Origin of the sequence: Halomonas smyrnensis AAD6 (assembly GCF_000265245.1) — a bacterium.
Lineage (GTDB): Bacteria > Pseudomonadota > Gammaproteobacteria > Pseudomonadales > Halomonadaceae > Halomonas > Halomonas smyrnensis.
Genome location: NZ_AJKS02000009.1, coordinates 58,179 through 77,289 on the forward strand (window position 1 = coordinate 58,179; position 19,111 = coordinate 77,289).

14 protein-coding genes are annotated in these 19,111 nt (G+C 65.5%); 10 read left to right on the forward strand and 4 right to left on the reverse strand.

Going from position 1 to position 19,111, the window contains the following annotated elements; genetic code table 11:
• Nucleotides 1–93: 93 nt before the first annotated feature.
• Together UYS_RS0211220 and UYS_RS0211225 are read left to right on the forward strand one after the other, a co-directional pair.
• Nucleotides 94–1,320, forward strand: coding sequence for a TauD/TfdA family dioxygenase (locus tag UYS_RS0211220; RefSeq protein WP_016855604.1), 1,227 nt, complete (start codon nt 94–96; stop codon nt 1,318–1,320).
• A gap of 25 nt (nt 1,321–1,345) precedes the next feature.
• Complete coding sequence (locus tag UYS_RS0211225; RefSeq protein WP_026068505.1) at nt 1,346–2,674, forward strand: MFS transporter; 1,329 nt, start codon at nt 1,346–1,348, stop codon at nt 2,672–2,674.
• A gap of 81 nt (nt 2,675–2,755) precedes the next feature.
• On the opposite strand, the gene iolB is transcribed toward UYS_RS0211225, so the two are convergent.
• Genes iolB through UYS_RS0211240 form a run of 3 tightly spaced genes read right to left on the reverse strand, consistent with a single transcriptional unit; the run spans nt 2,756 to nt 5,495 of the window.
• Nucleotides 2,756–3,559 (reverse strand): 5-deoxy-glucuronate isomerase, encoded by an 804-nt coding sequence (gene iolB / locus UYS_RS0211230; RefSeq protein WP_016855606.1) that lies wholly within the window; start codon nt 3,557–3,559, stop codon nt 2,756–2,758.
• Nucleotides 3,560–3,579: 20 nt separating this feature from the next.
• Nucleotides 3,580–4,575, reverse strand: a complete 996-nt coding sequence (gene iolG, locus UYS_RS0211235) for an inositol 2-dehydrogenase (protein WP_016855607.1) — start codon at nt 4,573–4,575, stop codon at nt 3,580–3,582.
• Between the two features lie 56 nt (nt 4,576–4,631).
• A complete protein-coding gene (locus UYS_RS0211240; protein WP_040478332.1) occupies nt 4,632–5,495 on the reverse strand; it encodes a MurR/RpiR family transcriptional regulator in 864 nt (287 codons plus the stop codon).
• Nucleotides 5,496–6,717: 1,222 nt separating this feature from the next.
• Between UYS_RS0211240 and UYS_RS0211250 the strand changes: the two genes are divergently transcribed.
• The 8 genes from UYS_RS0211250 to UYS_RS0211285 all read left to right on the forward strand — a co-directional run bounded on the left by UYS_RS0211250 (nt 6,718) and on the right by UYS_RS0211285 (nt 17,678).
• Nucleotides 6,718–8,658 (forward strand): bifunctional 5-dehydro-2-deoxygluconokinase/5-dehydro-2-deoxyphosphogluconate aldolase, encoded by a 1,941-nt coding sequence (locus UYS_RS0211250; RefSeq protein WP_016855610.1) that lies wholly within the window; start codon nt 6,718–6,720, stop codon nt 8,656–8,658.
• Entirely contained in the window at nt 8,655–10,502 is a 1,848-nt protein-coding gene (gene iolD, locus UYS_RS0211255; protein ID WP_016855611.1) for a 3D-(3,5/4)-trihydroxycyclohexane-1,2-dione acylhydrolase (decyclizing), read from the forward strand. The genes UYS_RS0211250 and iolD overlap by 4 nt, the downstream gene beginning before the upstream one ends.
• A gap of 110 nt (nt 10,503–10,612) precedes the next feature.
• A complete protein-coding gene (iolE, locus tag UYS_RS0211260) occupies nt 10,613–11,512 on the forward strand; it encodes a myo-inosose-2 dehydratase (protein WP_016855612.1) in 900 nt (299 codons plus the stop codon).
• Between the two features lie 111 nt (nt 11,513–11,623).
• The gene (locus tag UYS_RS0211265; protein WP_016855613.1) at nt 11,624–13,126 is read left to right on the forward strand and encodes a CoA-acylating methylmalonate-semialdehyde dehydrogenase; all 1,503 of its coding nucleotides are present in this window, start codon (nt 11,624–11,626) and stop codon (nt 13,124–13,126) included.
• A 70-nt stretch (nt 13,127–13,196) separates the two neighbouring features.
• Nucleotides 13,197–13,622, forward strand: a complete 426-nt coding sequence (locus tag UYS_RS0211270; protein ID WP_016855614.1) for a tautomerase family protein — start codon at nt 13,197–13,199, stop codon at nt 13,620–13,622.
• A 270-nt stretch (nt 13,623–13,892) separates the two neighbouring features.
• Nucleotides 13,893–15,605, forward strand: coding sequence for a purine-cytosine permease family protein (locus UYS_RS0211275; protein WP_016855615.1), 1,713 nt, complete (start codon nt 13,893–13,895; stop codon nt 15,603–15,605).
• 96 nt (nt 15,606–15,701) lie between these two features.
• Nucleotides 15,702–16,718 (forward strand): Gfo/Idh/MocA family oxidoreductase, encoded by a 1,017-nt coding sequence (locus tag UYS_RS0211280; RefSeq protein ID WP_016855616.1) that lies wholly within the window; start codon nt 15,702–15,704, stop codon nt 16,716–16,718.
• A gap of 135 nt (nt 16,719–16,853) precedes the next feature.
• On the forward strand, nt 16,854–17,678 hold the full coding sequence (locus UYS_RS0211285) for an SDR family oxidoreductase (protein WP_016855617.1): 825 nt from the start codon (nt 16,854–16,856) through the stop codon (nt 17,676–17,678).
• Nucleotides 17,679–17,732: 54 nt separating this feature from the next.
• Here UYS_RS0211285 and UYS_RS0211290 read toward each other — a convergent pair whose 3' ends face one another.
• Nucleotides 17,733–18,905, reverse strand: coding sequence for a Gfo/Idh/MocA family protein (locus UYS_RS0211290; RefSeq protein WP_016855618.1), 1,173 nt, complete (start codon nt 18,903–18,905; stop codon nt 17,733–17,735).
• Nucleotides 18,906–19,111 lie beyond the last annotated feature (206 nt).

Genomic DNA, 19,111 nt, shown 5'->3' on the forward strand with positions numbered 1-19,111 from the left:
GAATTGTGCACAGCCGGTGTCGAATCTTGCCGCGAGTCAGCGGGGCTGTGCTGGCATCCTGAGCCGCAACATTCATCGCTCGAGAGACGCCCCATGACCGACGACACACTGCCCCTCACCCCCGACTACGACGCCTGGCCGATCGACGCCGACCTCGACGCCGTCTCCTTCACGCCGCGCCTGGTCACGGTGCGCTGGAGCGACGGTCGCGTCAGCCGCTATCACAGCATCTGGCTGCGCGAGAACGCGGGCGACGAGACCACCGTCAACCCGGCGACCCGGGAGCGTATCCTGGACCTCTCTGCGCTGCCGGCCTGGCCGGAGGTCGTCGAGGCCGAGATCGACGCCGCCGGCGCCCTGTGCGTGACCTTCGCCCCCGAGGACCGCCGTCTGCGCTTCCATCCGGGCTGGTTGCGCGCCAACGACTACGACAACGCCACCGATCCCGAGGCGCCACTGGTGACGGTCACCACCTGGCAGGGGGGACCCGGCGAAGGCCCCGACACCCTCGATGCCAGCGGCCTGCTCGATACTGACCCCGCCAGCGCGGCCGAAGAAGCGATCCTCGCCCCGGCGCTCGAGAGCGTGCTCGGCAAGGGCCTGGTACGACTGCGCGGCCTGCCCACCACCCCCGGCTCGCTCGCGGCCATCGCCCAGCGTATCGGCCCGATCCGCGACACCAATTTCGGCGGCCTGTTCAATGTCAAGGCCAAGCCGGACCCGGACTCCAACGCCTACACCGCCATCGCCCTGCCGCCCCACACCGACCTGCCGACCCGCGAGTACCATCCCGGACTGCAGATGCTGCACTGCCTGGAGAACAGCGTGGAGGGCGGCCAGGCGGTGATGCTCGACGGCTTCGCCGTGGCCGAGGCGTTGCGCGAGCGCGATCCCGAGGCCTTTGCCACCCTGACTCGAGTGCGCTGGTGCTATGCTAACACCGCCAGGACCACCGACTACGTGTGGTTCGAACCGATGATTCGCCTCGACGCCCGCGGCGAGCTGCTCGAGGTGCGCATCGCCGACTTCCTGCGCGGCCCGCTGCAGACCGCCTTCGAGGACGTGGAACCGGCCTATGAGGCGCTGATGACCCTGCAGCGGCTGCTGCGCGACCCGGCCTTCGCCATCCGCTTCACCTACGCGCCCGGCGATCTGGTGATCTTCGACAACCGCCGCCTGCTGCACGCCCGGGACGCCTTCGAGGGCGACAGCGGCCACCGCTGGCTGCAGGGCTGCTACATGGAACGCGACGAGATCCGCTCCCGCTACCGCATGGTCCAGCGAGCTCGCCGGCAGCGGCGGGTCAGCGCAACCGTCTAACCCACACAATCCGGGAGCAAGCCTCTTGAGCGCCCACGACTCGTCGCCCACAACCACCCTCTCGGCCGCATGGAGCCTGTGGGCGCTATTGCTCGGCGTCGGCCTGCTGATGCTGGGCAACGGCTTGCAAGGCAGCCTGCTCGGCATCCGCGCCGCCGAGGAGGCGTTCGGCAATACCGTGACCGGTCTGGTGATGTCGTCCTACTTTGTCGGCTTCCTGGCCGGCTCGACCCTGACCCCGCGCAAGCTGCGTCAGGTCGGCCATATCCGGGTGTTTGCGGCCCTGGCCTCGATCACCTCGGTGGCCATCCTGGTGCACGTGCTGTTCATCGATCCCTGGGTCTGGGCCGCCATGCGCCTGATCACCGGTTTCGCCTACGCCGGCCTCTATGTGGTCACCGAGAGCTGGTTGAACGGTCACGCCAGCAATCGCCTGCGCGGACGACTGCTGGCCTTCTACATGGTGATCAGCTATCTGGGCATGGGCGGCGGCCAGCTGCTGCTCAACGTCGCCGACCCCGGCGGCATGGTGCTGTTTTTGATCGTGTCGATACTGATGTCGCTGGCCCTGGTGCCGATCCTGCTCAGCTACACCCCCCAGCCGGACACCGGCACCCCCGAGGCCATGAGCCTGCGACGCTTGTACCGGCTGGCGCCGCTGGGGACCCTGGGCTGTCTGCTGACCGGCATCACCAACGGCAGTGTCTTCGGCATGGGGGCGGTATTCGCCACCGGCAGCGGCCTGGCGGTGGATCAGGTCGCCGCCTTCATGGGGGCCTTCATCCTCGGCGGCGCCCTGCTGCAATGGCCACTGGGCAAGCTCTCGGACAAGACCGACCGCCGGGTGGTCATCGTGGTCGTTGCCGCCATTGCCACCGGGCTGTCGCTGGCCGGCCTGCTGCTGGAGCCCGGGCATGCCTTGCCGCTGACGCTGCTCGGCGTGCTGCTCGGCGGCACCACCTTGACCCTCTACTCACTGCTGCTGGCCTGTGCCAACGATGCCCTCACACCGACTCAGACGGTGGCGGCAAGCAGCAGCCTGGTGCTGGCACTGGGCATCGGCGCCATCCTCGGCCCGCTGAGTACCGGGCTGCTGATGGATGCCATCGGCCCCGATGGCTTCCTGTGGGATCTGGCGCTGATACATGCCGTCATCGTCGTCTTCGGCGGTTATTGCCTGGTGCGCCAACCGGCCACCGGCGTCGAGGAACACGGTCACTACGTGGCGGTGCCCGCCGGCACCGCACCGCTGGGCGCCACCTGGGTCGAGGAGGCGGCCAGCGAGCCCAGCCAGCTGGAGCTGGGCCTGGTGGAGGCCGCACCCGAGGCGACACCGGACGACGCGGCCGACTGAGAGGCACGACATAGACGAAAAAAGCCCCGCTAGCGCGGGGCGAAGAGACGTCAGGACGTCTTGGCTAAGAGAGATGCGCGGTCATTGCTTGACGATCCACTCGTGGGCGGGGTCGTTCTGGAACTTCCACTCACGCTTGGGACCGGCCATCACGTTGAGATAATAGAGTTCATAGCCGTGAGGCGCGCCGACCGGATGATAGCCCCGCGGCACCATCACGCAGCAGCCATTCTCCACCGCCATGGTCTCGTCCAGGCTGCGATCGTCGGTATAGACGCGCTGGAAGGCGAAGCCCTGAGACGGGTTCAGTCGGTGATAGTAGGTCTCCTCGAGGATCGACTCCTCGGGCAGGTTATCCACGTCGTGCTTGTGCGGCGGATAGCTGGACCAGTTGCCGGCCGGCGTATAGACCTCGACCACCAGCAGGCCATCGGCCGGCTCGGAATCCGGCAGCACATCCTGGATATGACGGGTATTGGTACCGTCACCGCGGGTGCTCTGCTTGATCTGGTCGGGACCGATCAGCCGCGGCGCGTGGTTACCATGTCCCGGGGCGCTGCACACCGCAAGCTCCATATCGGTGGTGGCCTCTACCTCGAAGCTGACGCCGTCGGGCAGATAGACGGCGTAAGGCGGCACCTTCTCGAAGATGTCCATGCGCTCGCCGATGTCCTCCCAGCGGTGCTCGCCGCAGGTCACGGTGGCGCGACCGGTCAGCAGCACCAGACAGTGTTCCCGACCGCCGGTGTTGGCCTCGAAGCGCTGGCCTCGGGCCAGCCGTTGCACCCGGAAGCCGACGTGGTTCCAGCCAGCAGATTCCGGCGTGATATCGAGTACCGTGCCTTGATCGTCGGGCGCATGCGGGCGTACCAGTAGTGAGGTCATGGGTCGTCGCTCCTGTCGGGTCAGTGAATGTCAGCCAGTGCGATGCGCCGGCCTTCCTCGAGGGAACGCACCGCGGCCTCGGCCAGACGCAGCGCCTCGAGCCCGTCCGTGGCATCGGTCAACGGCGAGCGCTGTTCCTTCCAGGCGGTGACGAAATCGTCGATCTCGCGGGCGTAGGCGGCCGCGTAGCGCTCGAGGAAAAACCAGTGCGGTTTCTCCTCCACCTGACCGCCCTCGCCGGTGAAGCGCAGCCGGGTCGCGGTCTCGTTCTGCGCCTCGAGCATGCCCGCGCTGCCGAAGGCCTCGATGCGCTGATCGTAGCCGTAGCAGGCCCGGCGCGAGTTGTTGATGTGACACAGCCGGCCGCTCGCGGTGGTCAGGGTCACCATGGCGGTATCGACATCGCCGGCCTCGCCGATGGCCGGGTCAATCAGGCAGCTGCCGGTGGCCTGCACGTGGGTGATCGGCTCGTCCAGCAGCCAGCGGGCCATGTCGAAATCGTGAATCATCATGTCGCGGAAGAGTCCGCCCGAGGCCGCCACATATTCGGCGGGAGGCGGCGCCGGATCGCGGCTGATGATGGTCAGCGTTTCCAGCTCGCCGATCCGCCCTTCCACTACGGCACGCTTTAGGGACGCAAATTGCGGATCATGGCGACGGTTGAAGCCCAGCGCACAGGTCACCGGATGTGCCTCGAGGACTTGCAGCGCCTCGCCGGTGCGAGCCAGGTCGAGGGCGATCGGCTTCTCACAGAGCACGGCCTTGCCGCTGCGGGCGGCGCGTTCGAGGTAGTCGGCATGGGTCGGCGTGCTGGAGGCGATCAAGATGGCATCCACTTCGGCATCCTCGAACGCCGCCTCGGCGTCGATAACGCGCGCACCGAACTGCTGGGCGAGCGCCTCGGCGGCCGCGATGTGATAATCGGCCACCGCGACCAGCCGGGCATCCGGATGCGCGTCAATGGCCTGTGCATGCACCTTGCCGATACGGCCGGCGCCGATCAGGGCGAGTCTCATGGGCGTGTCCTATGGTTTGTTAGTGGCAGGTATCGCGCATTGATTTCCCCGATGGGTCAGGCGCGTTCCTCGTCATCCGGCTGACCGCTGCGCTCGCGGGCCTTGTCCTGGCGAACCCCCAGCGAGATCGCCAGGGTTTGCGTCAAGCACAGCGAAGCGGTCAAGCCGCGAAAGCTCTTCACTTCAGCCTCGTGCACCACCAGCGAAACATCGGCGATGCGGGCCAGTGGGCTGAGGTTGGAGTCGGTGATCACTATCAGCGGAATCTCACGCTTGCGCGCCTCGTCGGCCGCTTCTCGAGACTCTTCGGCATAGGGCGAGAAACTGACCACCAACAGCGCATCCTGAGGCTCGATGTTGCGCACCTGCTCGCCATACATGCCACCCAGCCCATTGACCAGGAAAGTGCGCTTGTCGATATGATGCAGCGCATACGTCATGTAGCTGGCGACGACGAAGCTGCGCCGCGCGCCCATCACGTGGATGGCGCGCGAGCGCTCCAGAATATCGAGCGCCCGCTCCAGCTGACGGGGATCGATACGCCCCGGAAGCTGGTCGAGCACCTCACGATTGGCCTCGGCGAACTCCCACAGCAGCTCGGTACTGTCGGGGGTCTCACCGGTGGCGGTACGCACGGCACGAATGCGCTCGTTGTAATTGGGCAGCTCGTCCACCAGGCGGGTGCGAAACAGCTGCTGCATCTCGGAAAACCCTGAGAAGCCGAAATGATTGGCAAAGCGGATCAGAGTCGATGGAGTGACATCAGCACGCTCGGCCAGCTTGGCCACGGTCGCGAAGGCCACTTCCTGCGGATGATCGAGCAAAAAACGCGCCGTTTGCTGTAGGCGCCGACTCAGCGACGGATAATCCGCCGTGATACGCTCCTCCAGCGTGGAGAAGTCTTGAAGTGTCTGGCTCATGATGTCTGCCTCGCTGATGGGGCCTGGTGCGATGCCGTGCATCCTGTCGACACAGGATAGGCAAAAGGAACAAAAATTCCATTTACACGTTAGTCTAGAATAGCGCGATGCCGATTGCACGAATCCCGTTCATGCCAAAGAGATGCAGCATGTCTCAAGCGACGCTGAAATTTGCCTTGAATCACATGGCCTGACCCCGGGGACGCGTCGGCAGCGGATCGAGACGGCGTGTGCCAGAACAGCCTCGTCGATCTCGACCAGTCACGCGCCGCCGGGAACGCGCCCGGGCGCTGGGCGTCGAGATCCTGAGCATCATCAATGCCCTCTCCCCGTTCAACATGTGGACGTGCCGCCCAGGCCGACCGCTAGCCCGGTTGGTCCATGCCTGCGGCGGGCGCGGCCTGGAGCTGTGCCCGCTGGTCAATGCCGACGCTCAGGGCGACAAGAGCGCCGCACTCGAGCCGGCGCTCTTGTCGCTGAAGAGCATCCCGGGCCAGCACGATCTCAAAGGGCTTCGTCGAGCCGCTCGACTTCCCCGCCTAGAGAACCTCGACCAGCCGAGCCGATTGCTGCACGAAAGCCATGACGGCGACGTGTCTCTCGCCCCCTGTGCCAAAACCGTGCATGAACAGGACGCCCCCGCAGGTGTGCTGCGTAGGATCATGGCCCTCCTCCTCCAGGTGCACTACAGCATTAATCCACCGCCCCCAACGCACGCGCGCACCGGCATCGGAACATCGGCGAGGCCGAGATCGACTGAAACGCCTTCTTCAGGATCCTGGCGATATCGGCTTCGACGGCGCGCTGTCGAGCTGAGTGTTCGGCAGAATGAACGCGGAGGAGTCCTCGCGCTTCATGCGTGATGAGGATGGCCCCTGGATGTCGCTCTAGCAGTTGGGATTCAGGGCCTTTTTCGCAGGCTGTGCCCACGGCTGGAAGCGGAGTACCAAGACGCGCCAACGAAACGCTTATTCCATTGCGTGACACATTTCATCACCCAGTGGCGCCACGCCGTCGCGGCGGGCAACCCTGTCTGGTGAGCATTGTGAGGGATGGTGTGACGATACTTCGAACCATCGTTCCAACTATTGTATTACTGGAATTATTGTTCCATTTTATCTAGCATCGAAATGAAAGCCGACGTATCACGCAACCACGGCCGCTAGAGCCCACCGATCGAGCCTCCGCCGTCGGGCGCCGGCCTCAAGCAGGAATCGACTCTATGAATCATGCCAATCCTCTGGATCTGATCTGTCTCGGCCGTGTCGCCGTCGACCTCTACTCGGAGCAGCTCGGCAGCCGCCTAGAAGACGTCTCGAGCTTCGCCAAGTACCTGGGAGGCAGCTCCGGCAACGTGGCCTACGGTACCGCCCGCCTCGGCCTGAAGTCCGCCATGCTGTCCCGGGTCGGCGACGAGCAGATGGGCAACTTCGTGCGCGAGGAACTGGCTCGCACCGGCGTGGACGTAAGCGCCCTGCAGACCGACCCCGAGCGCCATACCGGCCTGGTGCTGCTGGCGCTCAAGGATCGCGACAGCTTCCCGCTGCTGTTCTATCGTCGCGACTGCGCCGACATGGCCATCGAGGCTGACGCCATCGACCCGGCCTTCATCGCCCGCGCCAAGGCGCTGGCCATCACCGGCACCCACCTGTCCACCGACACCACCGCTCGCGCCTGTCGCAAGGCGCTGGATGCCGCCGCCGCCCATGGCGTCAAGCGGGTGCTGGACATCGACTACCGGCCGGTGCTCTGGGGCCTGACCTCCCCTGGCGACGGCGAGACCCGCTTCATCGCCGACGAGTCCGTGACTCGGGACCTCAAGGCCTGGCTTGACGACTTCGACCTGATCGTCGGCACCGAGGAGGAATTCCACATCGCCGGCGGCAGCACCGATACCCTCACCGCCCTGCGCGCGGTGCGCGAGGTCAGTGACGCCACTCTGGTGTGCAAGCTCGGTGCCCTGGGCTGCGTGGTCTTCGAGGACGAGATTCCCGCACGCATCGAGGACGGCATCCTCGTCGAAGGCGTCAAGGTCGAGGTGCTCAACGTGCTCGGCGCCGGCGACGCCTTCATGAGCGGCCTGCTGCGGGGCTGGCTGCGCGGCGAGGACTGGCAGACCAGCGCAGGCTATGCCAACGCCTGTGGCGCCCTGGTGGTCTCGCGCCACGGCTGCGCGCCGGCCATGCCCACCGAGGCCGAGCTGTTCGACTATGTGGCCCGCCGGAACTCGGTCAAGCGCCCCGATCAGGATGCCGGTCTCAATCACCTTCACCGCGCCACCACCCGCGTGCCCAAGGAGTGGCCGCGGGTCTGCGGCCTGGCCTTCGATCACCGCCGCCAGCTCACCGACATGGCCCGCGAGGTCCACGGCGACCCCGACCGGATCCCGGCCCTGAAGCAGCTGCTGGTCAAGGCCGCCGAGGAAGGCGCGCGCCGGGCCGGCCTCGAGACGCCGGCCATCCTGGTCGACGATCTCTTCGGCCAGGATGCCCTGAACGATGCCACCGGCAAGGGCTGGTGGATCGGCCGCCCGGTGGAGCTGCCGAGCTCCCGGCCGCTGCGTTTCCAGCACGGCGACGACCTGGGCAGCCGCCTGAAGCACTGGCCGCGGGAGCACATCATCAAGTGCCTGGTGTTCTATCACCCGGACGATCCGGTCGAGCTGCGCCTGGATCAGGAGGCCCGCCTGCGCCAGCTCTACCAGGCCGCCTGCGACAACGGCCTGGAGCTGCTGATCGAGGTGATTCCGCCCAACCAGGCGGACATCGACGACCAGACCCTGGCCCGCGCCGTGCAGCGGCTCTACCACCTGAACATTCGCCCCGACTGGTGGAAGCTGCCGACCATGACCGATGCCGCCTGGGAGGCGGTCAGCCAGGCCATCGAGGCCCAGGACCCTCACTGCCGTGGCGTCGTGCTGCTGGGCCTGGATGCCCCGATGGAGGACATGAAGCGCGGCTTCAGTGCGGCCGCCCGCCATGCCCAGTGCAAGGGCTTCACCGTCGGCCGCACCCTGTTCTCCGCTCCCAGCCGCGACTGGCTGGCCGGCCGCATCGATGACGGCCAGCTGATCGACCGCGTGGCCGGCAACTACGCCGAACTGATCGAGGCCTGGCATCAGCTGCGCGGCGCCCAGCCCATTGCAGAGGACACCCTGTCATGAGCACCATTCGACTCACCATGGCCCAGGCACTGGTCAAGTACCTGGCCGCCCAGTACATCGAGCTCGACGGTGAGGAAGTGCCGCTGTTCGCCGGCACCTTCGCCATCTTCGGCCACGGCAACGTGGCCGGCCTCGGCGAGGCGCTGTATCACGCCCAGGAGCAGCTGCCGACCTACCGCGCCCACAACGAGCAGACCATGGCGCATGCCGCCATCGCCTACGCCAAGGCCAAGGGGCGCCGGCAGATGATGGCGGTCACCAGCTCGATCGGCCCCGGCGCCGCCAACATGGTCACCGCCGCGGCGCTTGCCCACACCAACCGGCTGCCGCTGCTGCTGCTGCCCGGCGACACCTTCGCTACCCGCGATCCAGACCCGGTGCTGCAGCAACTCGAGCATTTCAATGACCCGACCATCACCGTCAACGACTGCTTCCGCCCGGTATCGCGCTATTTCGACCGCATCATGCGTCCGGAGCAGCTGCTGACCAGCCTGCCCCAGGCCATCGCCACCCTGCTCGACCCGGAGCATTGCGGCCCGGCCACCCTGTCGCTGCCCCAGGACGTGCAGACCTTTTCCTATGACTACCCGGCACGCTTCTTCGCCCGGCGCGTGCACCGCATCCGCCGCCCGGTGCCCGAGGCCGTCGAGCTCGACGAGGCCCTCGCGGCCCTGCGCGGCGCTCGCCAGCCGCTGATCATCGCCGGGGGCGGCGTGCACTATGCCGACGCCTGCCAGACGCTGGACCGCTTCGCCCGCGACCACGGCATTCCCGTGGCGGAGACCCAGGCCGGCAAGGGCGCCCTGCCCGATGCCCACCCCCTGAGCGTGGGCGCCATCGGCGTCACCGGCAGCGCGGCCGCCAACCGCCTGGCCGAACAGGCCGATGTGATCCTCGCCGTGGGTACGCGCCTGCAGGACTTCACCACCGGTTCACGGGCGCTGTTCGAGCGCGACGACCTGACCCTGGTGGCCTTGAACGTCGGCCGCTTCGACAGCGCCAAGCACCATGCCCTGCCGTTGACCTGCGATGCGCGGGAGGGGCTCGAGGGGCTGACCGCCGCCCTCGGGGACTGGCATGCGAACGACGCATGGCGCGAGCAGGCCGGTAGTCTCAAGCGGGAATGGGACGAGGTAGTGACCCGCGTCACCGCCGATCATGGCCTGCCCCTGCCCACCGATGCTCAGGTGATCGGTGCGGTGAATCGCCAGGCCGGCGAGGACGGCACCGTGGTCTGCGCCGCCGGCGGCCTGCCCGGCGAGCTGCACAAGCTCTGGCAGCCGGCCGGACCGGGCAGCTATCACGTGGAATATGGTTTCTCCTGCATGGGCTACGAGATCGCCGGCGGCCTGGGCGTCAAGATGGCCCGGCCCGAGCGCGAGGTCTTCGTGATGGTCGGTGACGGCAGCTACCTGATGCACAACTCGGAGCTCGCCACCTCGGTAATGCTCGGCCACAAGCTGATCGTGGTGGTGCTCGACAACCGCGGTTTCGGCTGCATCAACCGGCTGCAGCACGCCACCGGCGGCGCCGGCTTCAACAACCTGCTCGAGGACTGCCGCACGGTCCCGGAAGGCGCGCCCAAGACCGACTTCGCCGCCCACGCCCGCGCCCTGGGCTGCCAGGCCGAGTCGGTCAGCGGCATCGCGGCCCTGAAGGCGGCGCTCGTGCGTGCCCGCCAGGCCTCGTCGACCTATGTGATCGCCCTGGACACGGATCCCCTGCCGAGCACCGCCGAGGGGGGCGCCTGGTGGGACGTCGCGGTACCGGAGGTCTCCGAACGCGAGGAGGTCAACACGGCCTATCGCGGCTACGTCGAGGCCAAGGCTCGCCAGCACCGCTGAACCGCCACCAGAGAGCCACCGCGCACTCACCGGCAATCACTGACTGACACGCACCATGAGCGGTCGCCTGACGCCACCCCGGCGGCCGCATCGCCTTCAAGGAGCACGCCATGAGCATTCGCCTCGGCATCAACCCGCTGACCTGGACCAACGACGACCTGCCGAGCCTCGGCGGCGACACCCCCCTGGAGACCTGCCTGACCGAGGGTCGCGAGGCCGGCTTCTCGGGCTTCGAGCTCGGCCAGAAGTTTCCCCGTACCCCCGATGCCCTGTCGAAGGTGCTGGGTGACCATGACCTGTCGCTGGTCTCCGGCTGGTATTCCAGCCGCCTGCTGGAGCGCAGCCCCGAGGAGGAGATCGAGGCGATCAAGGATCACCTCCAGCTGCTCAAGCAGTGCGGCGCCAAGGCCATGGTGTTCTGCGAGGTCAGCCGCTGCATCCACGGCGACCAGTCCCGCCCGGTCTCCCAGCGCCCGACTCTCAGCGACGCCGACTGGGTGCGCCTCACCGAGGGCCTCAACGTGGTCGGCGACTACCTGAAGGCACAGGGCGTGCACATGGCCTATCACCACCACCTGGGCACCGTGGTGGAAAGCCAGGCGGATGTCGAACGCCTGATGGATAACACCCGCGATTCGGTGGGCCTGCTGCTCGATTTCGGGCATCTGGTCGGTGCCGGCGGCGATCCGCTCGCCATCGCCACCCGCTACGCCTCCCGCATCCAGCATGTGCACTGCAAGGACATGCGCTTCCCGGTACTCGATGAATGGCGCAACCGCGACAAGAGCTTCCTCGACGGAGTGCTCGATGGCCTCTTCACCGTGCCGGGCGACGGCAACATCGACTTCCTGCCCACGCTGCAGCACCTGCGCGACAACGGCTACCAGGGCTGGCTGGTAGTGGAGGCCGAGCAGGACCCGAAGGTGGCCGACCCGCTGACCTATGCCCGGCGGGGCTATCGCAACCTGCATGCCCTCGCCGAACAGGCCGGCTTCACGATCGGCAAGTAGGCCGCCCGCGACGCCACGACCCGACACGCAGCAGGCGTCATCGCGATGCGATGACGCGAGCTTCGAAGACATCAATATTCGACGACATCTTTGACGACACAGGTATCCGACATGAACCAGATTCACCACTTTCTCAACGGCAGCATCGTCGAGGGCCGCAGCGAGCGCTACGCCCCGGTCTTCAACCCGGCCACCGGCGAGCAGAGCGCCCAGGTGGCGCTGGCTACCGCGGACGAAACCCTTGAAGCCGTGCGGCTTGCCCATGATGCCTTCCCCGCCTGGTCACGAATCTCTCCGCTGAAGCGCTCGCGCATCCTGTTCAAGTTCAAGGCACTGGTCGAGGCCCATACCGATGAGCTGGCGGCGATGATCTCCCGCGAGCACGGCAAGGTGTTCTCGGACGCCAAGGGCGAGGTGACCCGCGGGCTCGAGGTGGTGGAGTTCGCCTGCGGCATCCCGCACCTGCAGAAGGGCGAGCATTCGATGAACGTCGGCACCGGCGTCGACAGCTACTCGATGATGCAGCCGCTGGGCGTCTGCGCCGGCATCTCGCCGTTCAACTTCCCGGCCATGGTGCCGATGTGGATGTTCCCCATCGCCCTGGCCTGCGGCAACACCTTCGTCATGAAGCCCTCCGAGAAGGACCCGTCCACGCCCATGCGCCTGGCCGAGCTGCTCAAGGAGGCCGGGCTGCCCGACGGCGTCTTCAACGTGGTCAACGGCGACAAGGAATCGGTCGACGTGCTGCTCACCGACGAGCGCGTCCAGGCGGTCAGCTTCGTCGGCTCCACCCCGATCGCCGAGTACATCTACGCCACCGCCTCCGCCCACGGCAAGCGGGTCCAGGCGCTGGGCGGCGCCAAGAACCACATGGTGATCATGCCCGATGCCGACCTGGATCAGGCGGTGGATGCCCTGATGGGGGCGGCCTACGGCAGCGCCGGGGAGCGCTGCATGGCGATCTCGGTAGCGGTGCCGGTGGGTGAGCAGACCGCCCAGCGCCTGCGCGAGAAGCTCATCGCCCGGCTCGAGACGCTGCGCGTCGGCCCGGGCCTGGTGGATGGCCCCGACAACGACATGGGGCCGCTGGTCACCAAGGAGCACCTGGAGAAGGTCAAGGGCTACATCGCCACCGGCGTCGAGGAAGGCGCCGAGCTGGTGGTGGATGGTCGCGAGGCCGTCATCGAGGGCAGCGGCGACGGCTACTTTGTCGGCGGCACCCTGTTCGACCGCGTCACACCGGGCATGCGCATCCACGCGGAAGAGATCTTCGGCCCGGTGCTGGCCATCGCCCGGGCGGCGAGCTTCGACGACGCAGTGGCGATGATCAACGCCCACGAGTACGGCAACGGCACCGCCATCTTCACCCGCGACGGCGACGCCGCGCGCCAGTACTGCGAGCAGATCCAGGTCGGCATGGTCGGCGTCAACGTGCCGATCCCGGTGCCCATGGCCTTCCACAGCTTCGGCGGCTGGAAGCGCTCGCTGTTCGGCCCGCTGCACATGCACGGCCCGGACGGGGTGCGCTTCAATACCCGCATGAAGACCATCACCCAGCGCTGGCCGAGCGGCATTCGTGAAGAGACCAACCACTTCACCATGCCGACCCTGTGACCAACGCCCGATCTCGCGTTCCATCTTCACGCCGGGCCTCGTGCCCGGCGTTTTTTCAGGAGTCTACGCCATGCCCCTCGTGACCATCAGTGTACCCGCCCATCGTCCCGCCGCTTGGCGCAAGCAGGTTGCCAACCTGGTCAATGCCGCGGTGATCGAAACGCTCGACTTCCCGGCAGACGATCGCTACCAGCTCCTCCAGTGCTTGCCGGCCGAAGACATGGAGCTACAGCAGCGCAGCGGCGACGCCGTGGTCCTGCAGTTGACCATGCGCGCCGGCCGCCCGATTGAGGCCAAGCAGGCCTTCTATCGGCGCATCGCGGAGGATCTTCGCCTACATGCCGACATCGACCCCGCCAACGTAATGATCGTGATCACCGAGAACCGCGACGCCGACTGGTCGTTCAGCGACGGCGTGGCACAGTTCCTGGAAGAGTCCGATGTCCCGGCAGGCTGCTTCTTCAGGCCGGAACGCGAGACTAGTCCTGTGTCGTGAACGCTGGGAAACACCGGCTCAGGAGTCGGAATATCGCGTCATGGCGCGTCAAGGCAACCGGTGGTGCCTCCATGGCGCGTTTTTCATGCGCTCGACCGCTGCCCCCCCCCTTTGCCGGCCAGACGAACCGCTTCTCAGGGGGTAGACCAAAGTATGGAACGCTTATATTGAATGAAAACTTTATGGAATCTATATTCTAAAACAAGCATTCCATTTGTTTCACCGGTAGCGCCCCCGGTGGATTACTTACAAAAGAAAGGAGCGAGGCACATGAGCACGCCAGCCCAGTCCTACGCCGCCAGCGAAATACCTGTAGATGGCACCGGCGGAGCCGGAGAATTCGAGCGCCAGAGGATCCCCCCCAGCCAGCAGCTCAGCGGCAAGTATTTTCTCGGCGCCTACGCTGGCGAACACGTCGCCGGCACCGAGTTCGTCATCGGGGCTTCCCTGGTCTCGCTGGGGGTCAGCACCGTCGACCTGCTGTGGGGCCTGCTGATCGGCAACCTGATGGCAGTGCTCTCCTGGGCCTGGATCTGCAGCCCATTAGCCACACGTTCTCGCATGACCATCTATTGGTACCTGGAGCGCCTCGCCGGTAAACGCCTTGCTGCCGTCTACAGCCTCTTGAATGGTCTGATCTTCGCCGTCACCGCCGGCGCCATGATCACCGTATCGGCCTCGGCCTTTCGCGTGGTCACCAGCATCCCCCCGCAAACGGCTTGGTACCCTCAAAGCTTGAGCTTCGTCGCGCTGGTGCTGTTCGTCGGCGCCATCACCGTGTGGATGACGATCAAGGGCTTCAAGCTGATCGCCAATTTCTCTACCGTCTGTTCGCCATGGATGGCGGCCATGTTCCTGGCCAGTGGCGTCATATCCGTTCCGGTACTGCTGCACATGGGCGAGCTCGAGGGATTCGCGACGTTATCCGGCGTGGTCGATACCTTCGTGTGGTCCGGTACGACGCCAGAGGGCGATCCCGGCATTTCCATGTGGGTGATCGCGGCCTGGGCCTGGGGCTGTAACCTGCCCATGCACCTTGGCATGAGCGACATGAGCATCCTGCGCTTCGCCCGCAAGTCTTCCTATGGCTACTTCTCCGCGGCCGGCATGTACATCGGCCACTACATGGCCTGGGTCTGCGCCGGCCTGATGGGTGCCACCGCCGCACTGCTGGCTCAGTCCGAGTTACTCGGCATGGATCCCGGTGGCATCGCTTTCCGTATCCTCGGCGCCATGGGCCTGGTCGCTGTGGTGGTCGCCGGCTGGACCACGTCAATCCCGAGCCTGTACCGCGCTGGATTGGCGTTCCAGTCCGTCTTCACGCAGTACTCCCGCGTTAGTGTCACCGTCGCGGCGGGCGTCGTGACCACACTCATCGCCTGTTTTCCGTTCGTGTTCACCCAGTGGCTGAACGTGTTGTCCTATTTCTTCATCCTGATCGCACCGATCGGCGCCATCATCGTGGCCGAACACTTCCTCCTGCCGCGACTTGGCATGCGCCCCTTCTGGCGCGAAGCCCAAGGGCTTCGCCACAACAAGCCGGCCGTCCTGGCGTGGATCATCGGTATTGGTGTAGGGGTTGCCCTGCTGCTCGAGGGTTCCGTGCATCTCTTCGCGCTGTTCATTCCTGGATGGCTGGCAAGCTTGGTCGCCTATCCCCTGCTGTGTCGGGCCACTGGCGTAGAGAAGCATCATGACGATGACGTTTACCTTGATGCCTATGGGCCAGTACAACCGGAGGAGACCGTTGGCATGAGTGCTCAACAGGCGCCGGTCAACGTCCGTGATCCTTGGTACTTCATTGCCATCGGATGCCTGTTGATCATCTTGGGGGCTGCTGGCTGGGCCTGGCTCGAGGAAGGCGGTGTTATCGCTCACCTGGAGGCCTTCCAGAACCTGATCGTGGTACCAACTGCACTCTATTTCCTCGCCGCGACTCTGTGGATGCGCAATCGTCGCAAGCCTCGGCACCAGCCGTCCTAACCGGATTAGCTAACACATTGCCATGCGTGTTCCAGCCCCATTCAGAAGCATGCCGCCGGCATGACCCGACTTTACACAACCCATAGGACGCAACTCATGACTCTCAAGATCGGTGTGATCGGCACTGGCGCTATCGGCCGCGAACACATTCATCGCATCACTCACACGCTCAAGGGCGCTCGGGTGGTAGCGGTCAATGACTTCAACCCCGAACAGGCCCATGCCGTGGTCGATGATCTTGGCCTCGACGCCCAGGTCTACGCCAGCGGCGTGGAGGTCATCCAGGCCCCCAACGTCGATGCTCTGATCGTCACCTCGTCAGGGCAGACCCACGAGGAGTTCGTACTAGCGGCCATCGATGCCGGTAAGCCGGTATTCTGCGAGAAGCCGCTGGCGGTCACAGCCGAAGGCTGTCGCCGCATCGTTGACGCCGAGATGCAAGCCGGACGCAAGCTGGTCCAGGTGGGTTTCATGCGCCGCTTCGACCACTCCTACCGTCAGCTCAAGCAAACGCTGGGCGCCGACACCATCGGCGCTCCGCTGATCCTGAACTGCGTCCACCGAAACCCTCAGTCGCCGAGCGCGGACTTCAGCGGCGACATGGCGCTGACCGATTCCTGCGTTCACGAATTCGACGTGCTGCGTTGGCTGCTCGAGGACGACTATGTCAGCGCCCAGGTGATCCAACCGCGCAAGACGCGATTGTGCAACGAGTCACTGCAGGATCCCCACGTCATCCTGCTGAGTACCCGTGCAGGCATCCACATCTCCATCGAGAGCTTCGTCAACTGCCAGTACGGCTATGACATTCAGTGCCAGGTGGTAGGCGAGAGAGGTACCGCCAGCTTACCCGAGCCGGCCAGCGTGTCTGTACGCCATGCGGCCAAGCTGTCCTCAGACATCCTGGTCAGCTGGAAAGATCGCTTCATGGACGCCTTCGACGTCGAGTTCCAGGAATGGGTTGATGCAACCACCCAGGGACAAATGACCGGCCCCAGCGCCTGGGATGGCTACGTGGTCGCGGTGACCAGCGATGCCTGCGTCAAGGCCAAGCATTCCGGCCAGATCGAGCCCATCGAGCTGCCCGAGCGTCCGGCCTTCTACGACCGCTAGGCGCTTAAAGGCCCGCGTATCGGACGGACGACGCCGGCCGCCCCCATTACGCCGCCCTGCCCAGGGGCGGCGTCTGACTGCCGCATGGCCCGCGCCATGCCACTCCATTTTCAAGACTCATCAAGGAGAATCCCCATGTCTCAGCCCTCTTCTCTGGCCGGGCAGGTCGCCGTGGTCACCGGTTCCACCCAGGGCCTCGGCGAGGCCGTGGCCCGGCGCCTTGCGGAACTCGGCCTCGCCGGCCTGGTGCTCTGCGGTCGTAATCGGGACAAGGGACAGGCTCTCGCCGATGCGCTCTCGACCGAGACCTGCCAAGCGGTATTCGTGACCGCCGATCTGGGGCAAGTGGCAGATTGCCGGCACATCATCGCTGTTGCCGACGATCACTTCGGACGTATCGATGTATTGGTCAACTGCGCCGGCAATACCGAGCGTGGCACCCTGCTCGATACCGATGAGGCGGCCTTCGACCGGTTGTTCGACGTCAATGCCAAGGCGCCTTTTTTCCTCATGCAAGATGCCGCCAAGCTGATGATCCGCGAGGGCATCGAAGGGCGCATGGTCAATATCCTCAGCATGTCGGGACACGGCGGCCAGCCCTTCATCAGCGCTTACTGTGGCAGCAAGGGGGCGCTGACGACCCTGACCCGCAATGCCGCCTTCTCGCTGATGCGCAACCGCATCCGGGTCAACGGCCTCAACATCGGCTGGATGAACACGCCCGGTGAGGATCGGATCCAGAAGACCTTCCACGGTGCCGCGGACGACTGGCGGGCGAAAGCCGAAGCCGAGCAGCCGGCGGGACGGTTGCTGGAACCGATGGAGGTCGCCGGCGGCGTCGAGTTCCTGGTCACAGGGGCTTCCGGCATGATGAGCGGTGCCATCATCGACTTTGATCAGCAGGTGCTGGGCTGCTACGAGGATACCCCCCAGCCACAGGCCGCCATGACCTTGAGCTAAGTTCAGAGCTGCCCGCCCGGCGGTGGATCGGCCCACCGCCGGGGGGTCGAGGCCTTAGCCTCGCTGCAGGAAATCCACCGGCAGCGGAGCGGGGCGCTCGAAGTCCGTGGCCAGTTCCAGGAAGCAGTGCTCCCTGGCCGAGGTCAGCAGGCCTTCCATGAGCTCCATGGCGTGCAGGGCCATGCGCCCGCTGGCCCGCTCTTCGCGTCCCTCGCCAATGGCCAGAGCCATGTCGACCAGGCCGATACCGCGGCTGTTGTCGGCATGGCTGGTCGAGGTGAAGGGATGCTCGCAGGGGACCTCTTCCCAGTCGCTGAGCGGCTGCTGGCGCGGCATACCCTTCCAGCGATAGTTGTCTCGTGTCCTCAACAGCACCTTACCACCGAAGAGATTGGGGCCGTCGGTGGGATCGATGTCCGGCAGGCAGAGGGTGCCCTTGGTGCCATAGATCTCCAGCCGTGGAAGCTCGGAATCCCAGACGTCGAAACTGGTGAGAAGCGTGCCGATGGCGCCGCTGGCAAACTCCAGATTGCCGGTGATGTGGGTGTCCACCTCGACGTCGATGGACTCACCGCGCCGCGGCTCGCTCTCGATGATGCGCGTGTCGAAGGCGCGGCTGGCCATGGCGCTGCAGCGCCGGACGGGTCCCAGCAGGGACAAGAGTGCAGTGACGTAGTAAGGCCCGATATCGAGCAACGGACCGCCACCCGCCTGGTAGAAGAAATCGGGGTTGGGGTGAAACCACTCGTGGCCGTGGCTGACGACGAAGGCGCTGGCGCCGACGATGTCGCCGAGAGTGCCGTCATCGATCAGCTTGCGACAGGTCTGCAGGCGTCCGCCCAGGAAGGTGTCCGGCGCACTGCCGACGTACAGGCCCTTCTGGCGGGCCAGCTCGATGATGCGCCGACTCTCTTCGTAGCTGGCCGCAAGGGGTTTCTCGGTATAGACGTGCTTGCCCGCTTCCAGGGCCGCCAGGTTGATCTCGGCGTGCGCCGCCGGCACCGCTAGATTGAGCACGATATCGATCTCGGGGTCGTCGAGCAGCGCCTGTGCGTCCGGGTAGGCCCGTGGCACACCGTGGCGGGCGGCGACGGCCTCCGCCTTGTCCAGGCGACGCCCGGCGCAGGCCACCACCTCGACGATATCTCGGTAGCGGGCAAGGTTGGCGAAATAGACATCGCTGATGTCGCCGATGCCCACGATTCCGATCTTGAACGTGCTTTCCATGTGACGCCTCCTGGCTATCCAATTGCTTGTGCCCACGCCGTACATGCCATGCGGAAGGGAGCCATGGCGCATGGCCGATCTTCGCGGATAGGCGATTGTGGGATGTGTGGGTACCGGGTAGAGCCTAAGATCTATGAAATAAAAATTCTATTTATACCAAAGTATAGAACGATCGGTTTGCAATGGATTTAAATTGGAACCTATAT

Excerpts from the sequence above, each read along its gene's own strand:
- UYS_RS0211280 (WP_016855616.1), top strand. The coding sequence starts at position 15,702 with ATGACTCTCAAGATCGGTGTGATCGGCACTGGCGCTATCGGCCGCGAA.
- UYS_RS0211275 (WP_016855615.1), top strand. The coding sequence starts at position 13,893 with ATGAGCACGCCAGCCCAGTCCTACGCCGCCAGCGAAATACCTGTAGAT.
- iolG (WP_016855607.1), bottom strand. The coding sequence starts at position 4,575 with ATGAGACTCGCCCTGATCGGCGCCGGCCGTATCGGCAAGGTGCATGCA.
- UYS_RS0211220 (WP_016855604.1), top strand. The coding sequence starts at position 94 with ATGACCGACGACACACTGCCCCTCACCCCCGACTACGACGCCTGGCCG.
- UYS_RS0211270 (WP_016855614.1), top strand. The coding sequence starts at position 13,197 with ATGCCCCTCGTGACCATCAGTGTACCCGCCCATCGTCCCGCCGCTTGG.
- UYS_RS0211265 (WP_016855613.1), top strand. The coding sequence starts at position 11,624 with ATGAACCAGATTCACCACTTTCTCAACGGCAGCATCGTCGAGGGCCGC.
- iolD (WP_016855611.1), top strand. The coding sequence starts at position 8,655 with ATGAGCACCATTCGACTCACCATGGCCCAGGCACTGGTCAAGTACCTG.
- UYS_RS0211290 (WP_016855618.1), bottom strand. The coding sequence starts at position 18,905 with ATGGAAAGCACGTTCAAGATCGGAATCGTGGGCATCGGCGACATCAGC.
- UYS_RS0211285 (WP_016855617.1), top strand. The coding sequence starts at position 16,854 with ATGTCTCAGCCCTCTTCTCTGGCCGGGCAGGTCGCCGTGGTCACCGGT.
- UYS_RS0211250 (WP_016855610.1), top strand. The coding sequence starts at position 6,718 with ATGAATCATGCCAATCCTCTGGATCTGATCTGTCTCGGCCGTGTCGCC.
- iolB (WP_016855606.1), bottom strand. The coding sequence starts at position 3,559 with ATGACCTCACTACTGGTACGCCCGCATGCGCCCGACGATCAAGGCACG.
- iolE (WP_016855612.1), top strand. The coding sequence starts at position 10,613 with ATGAGCATTCGCCTCGGCATCAACCCGCTGACCTGGACCAACGACGAC.
- UYS_RS0211240 (WP_040478332.1), bottom strand. The coding sequence starts at position 5,495 with ATGAGCCAGACACTTCAAGACTTCTCCACGCTGGAGGAGCGTATCACG.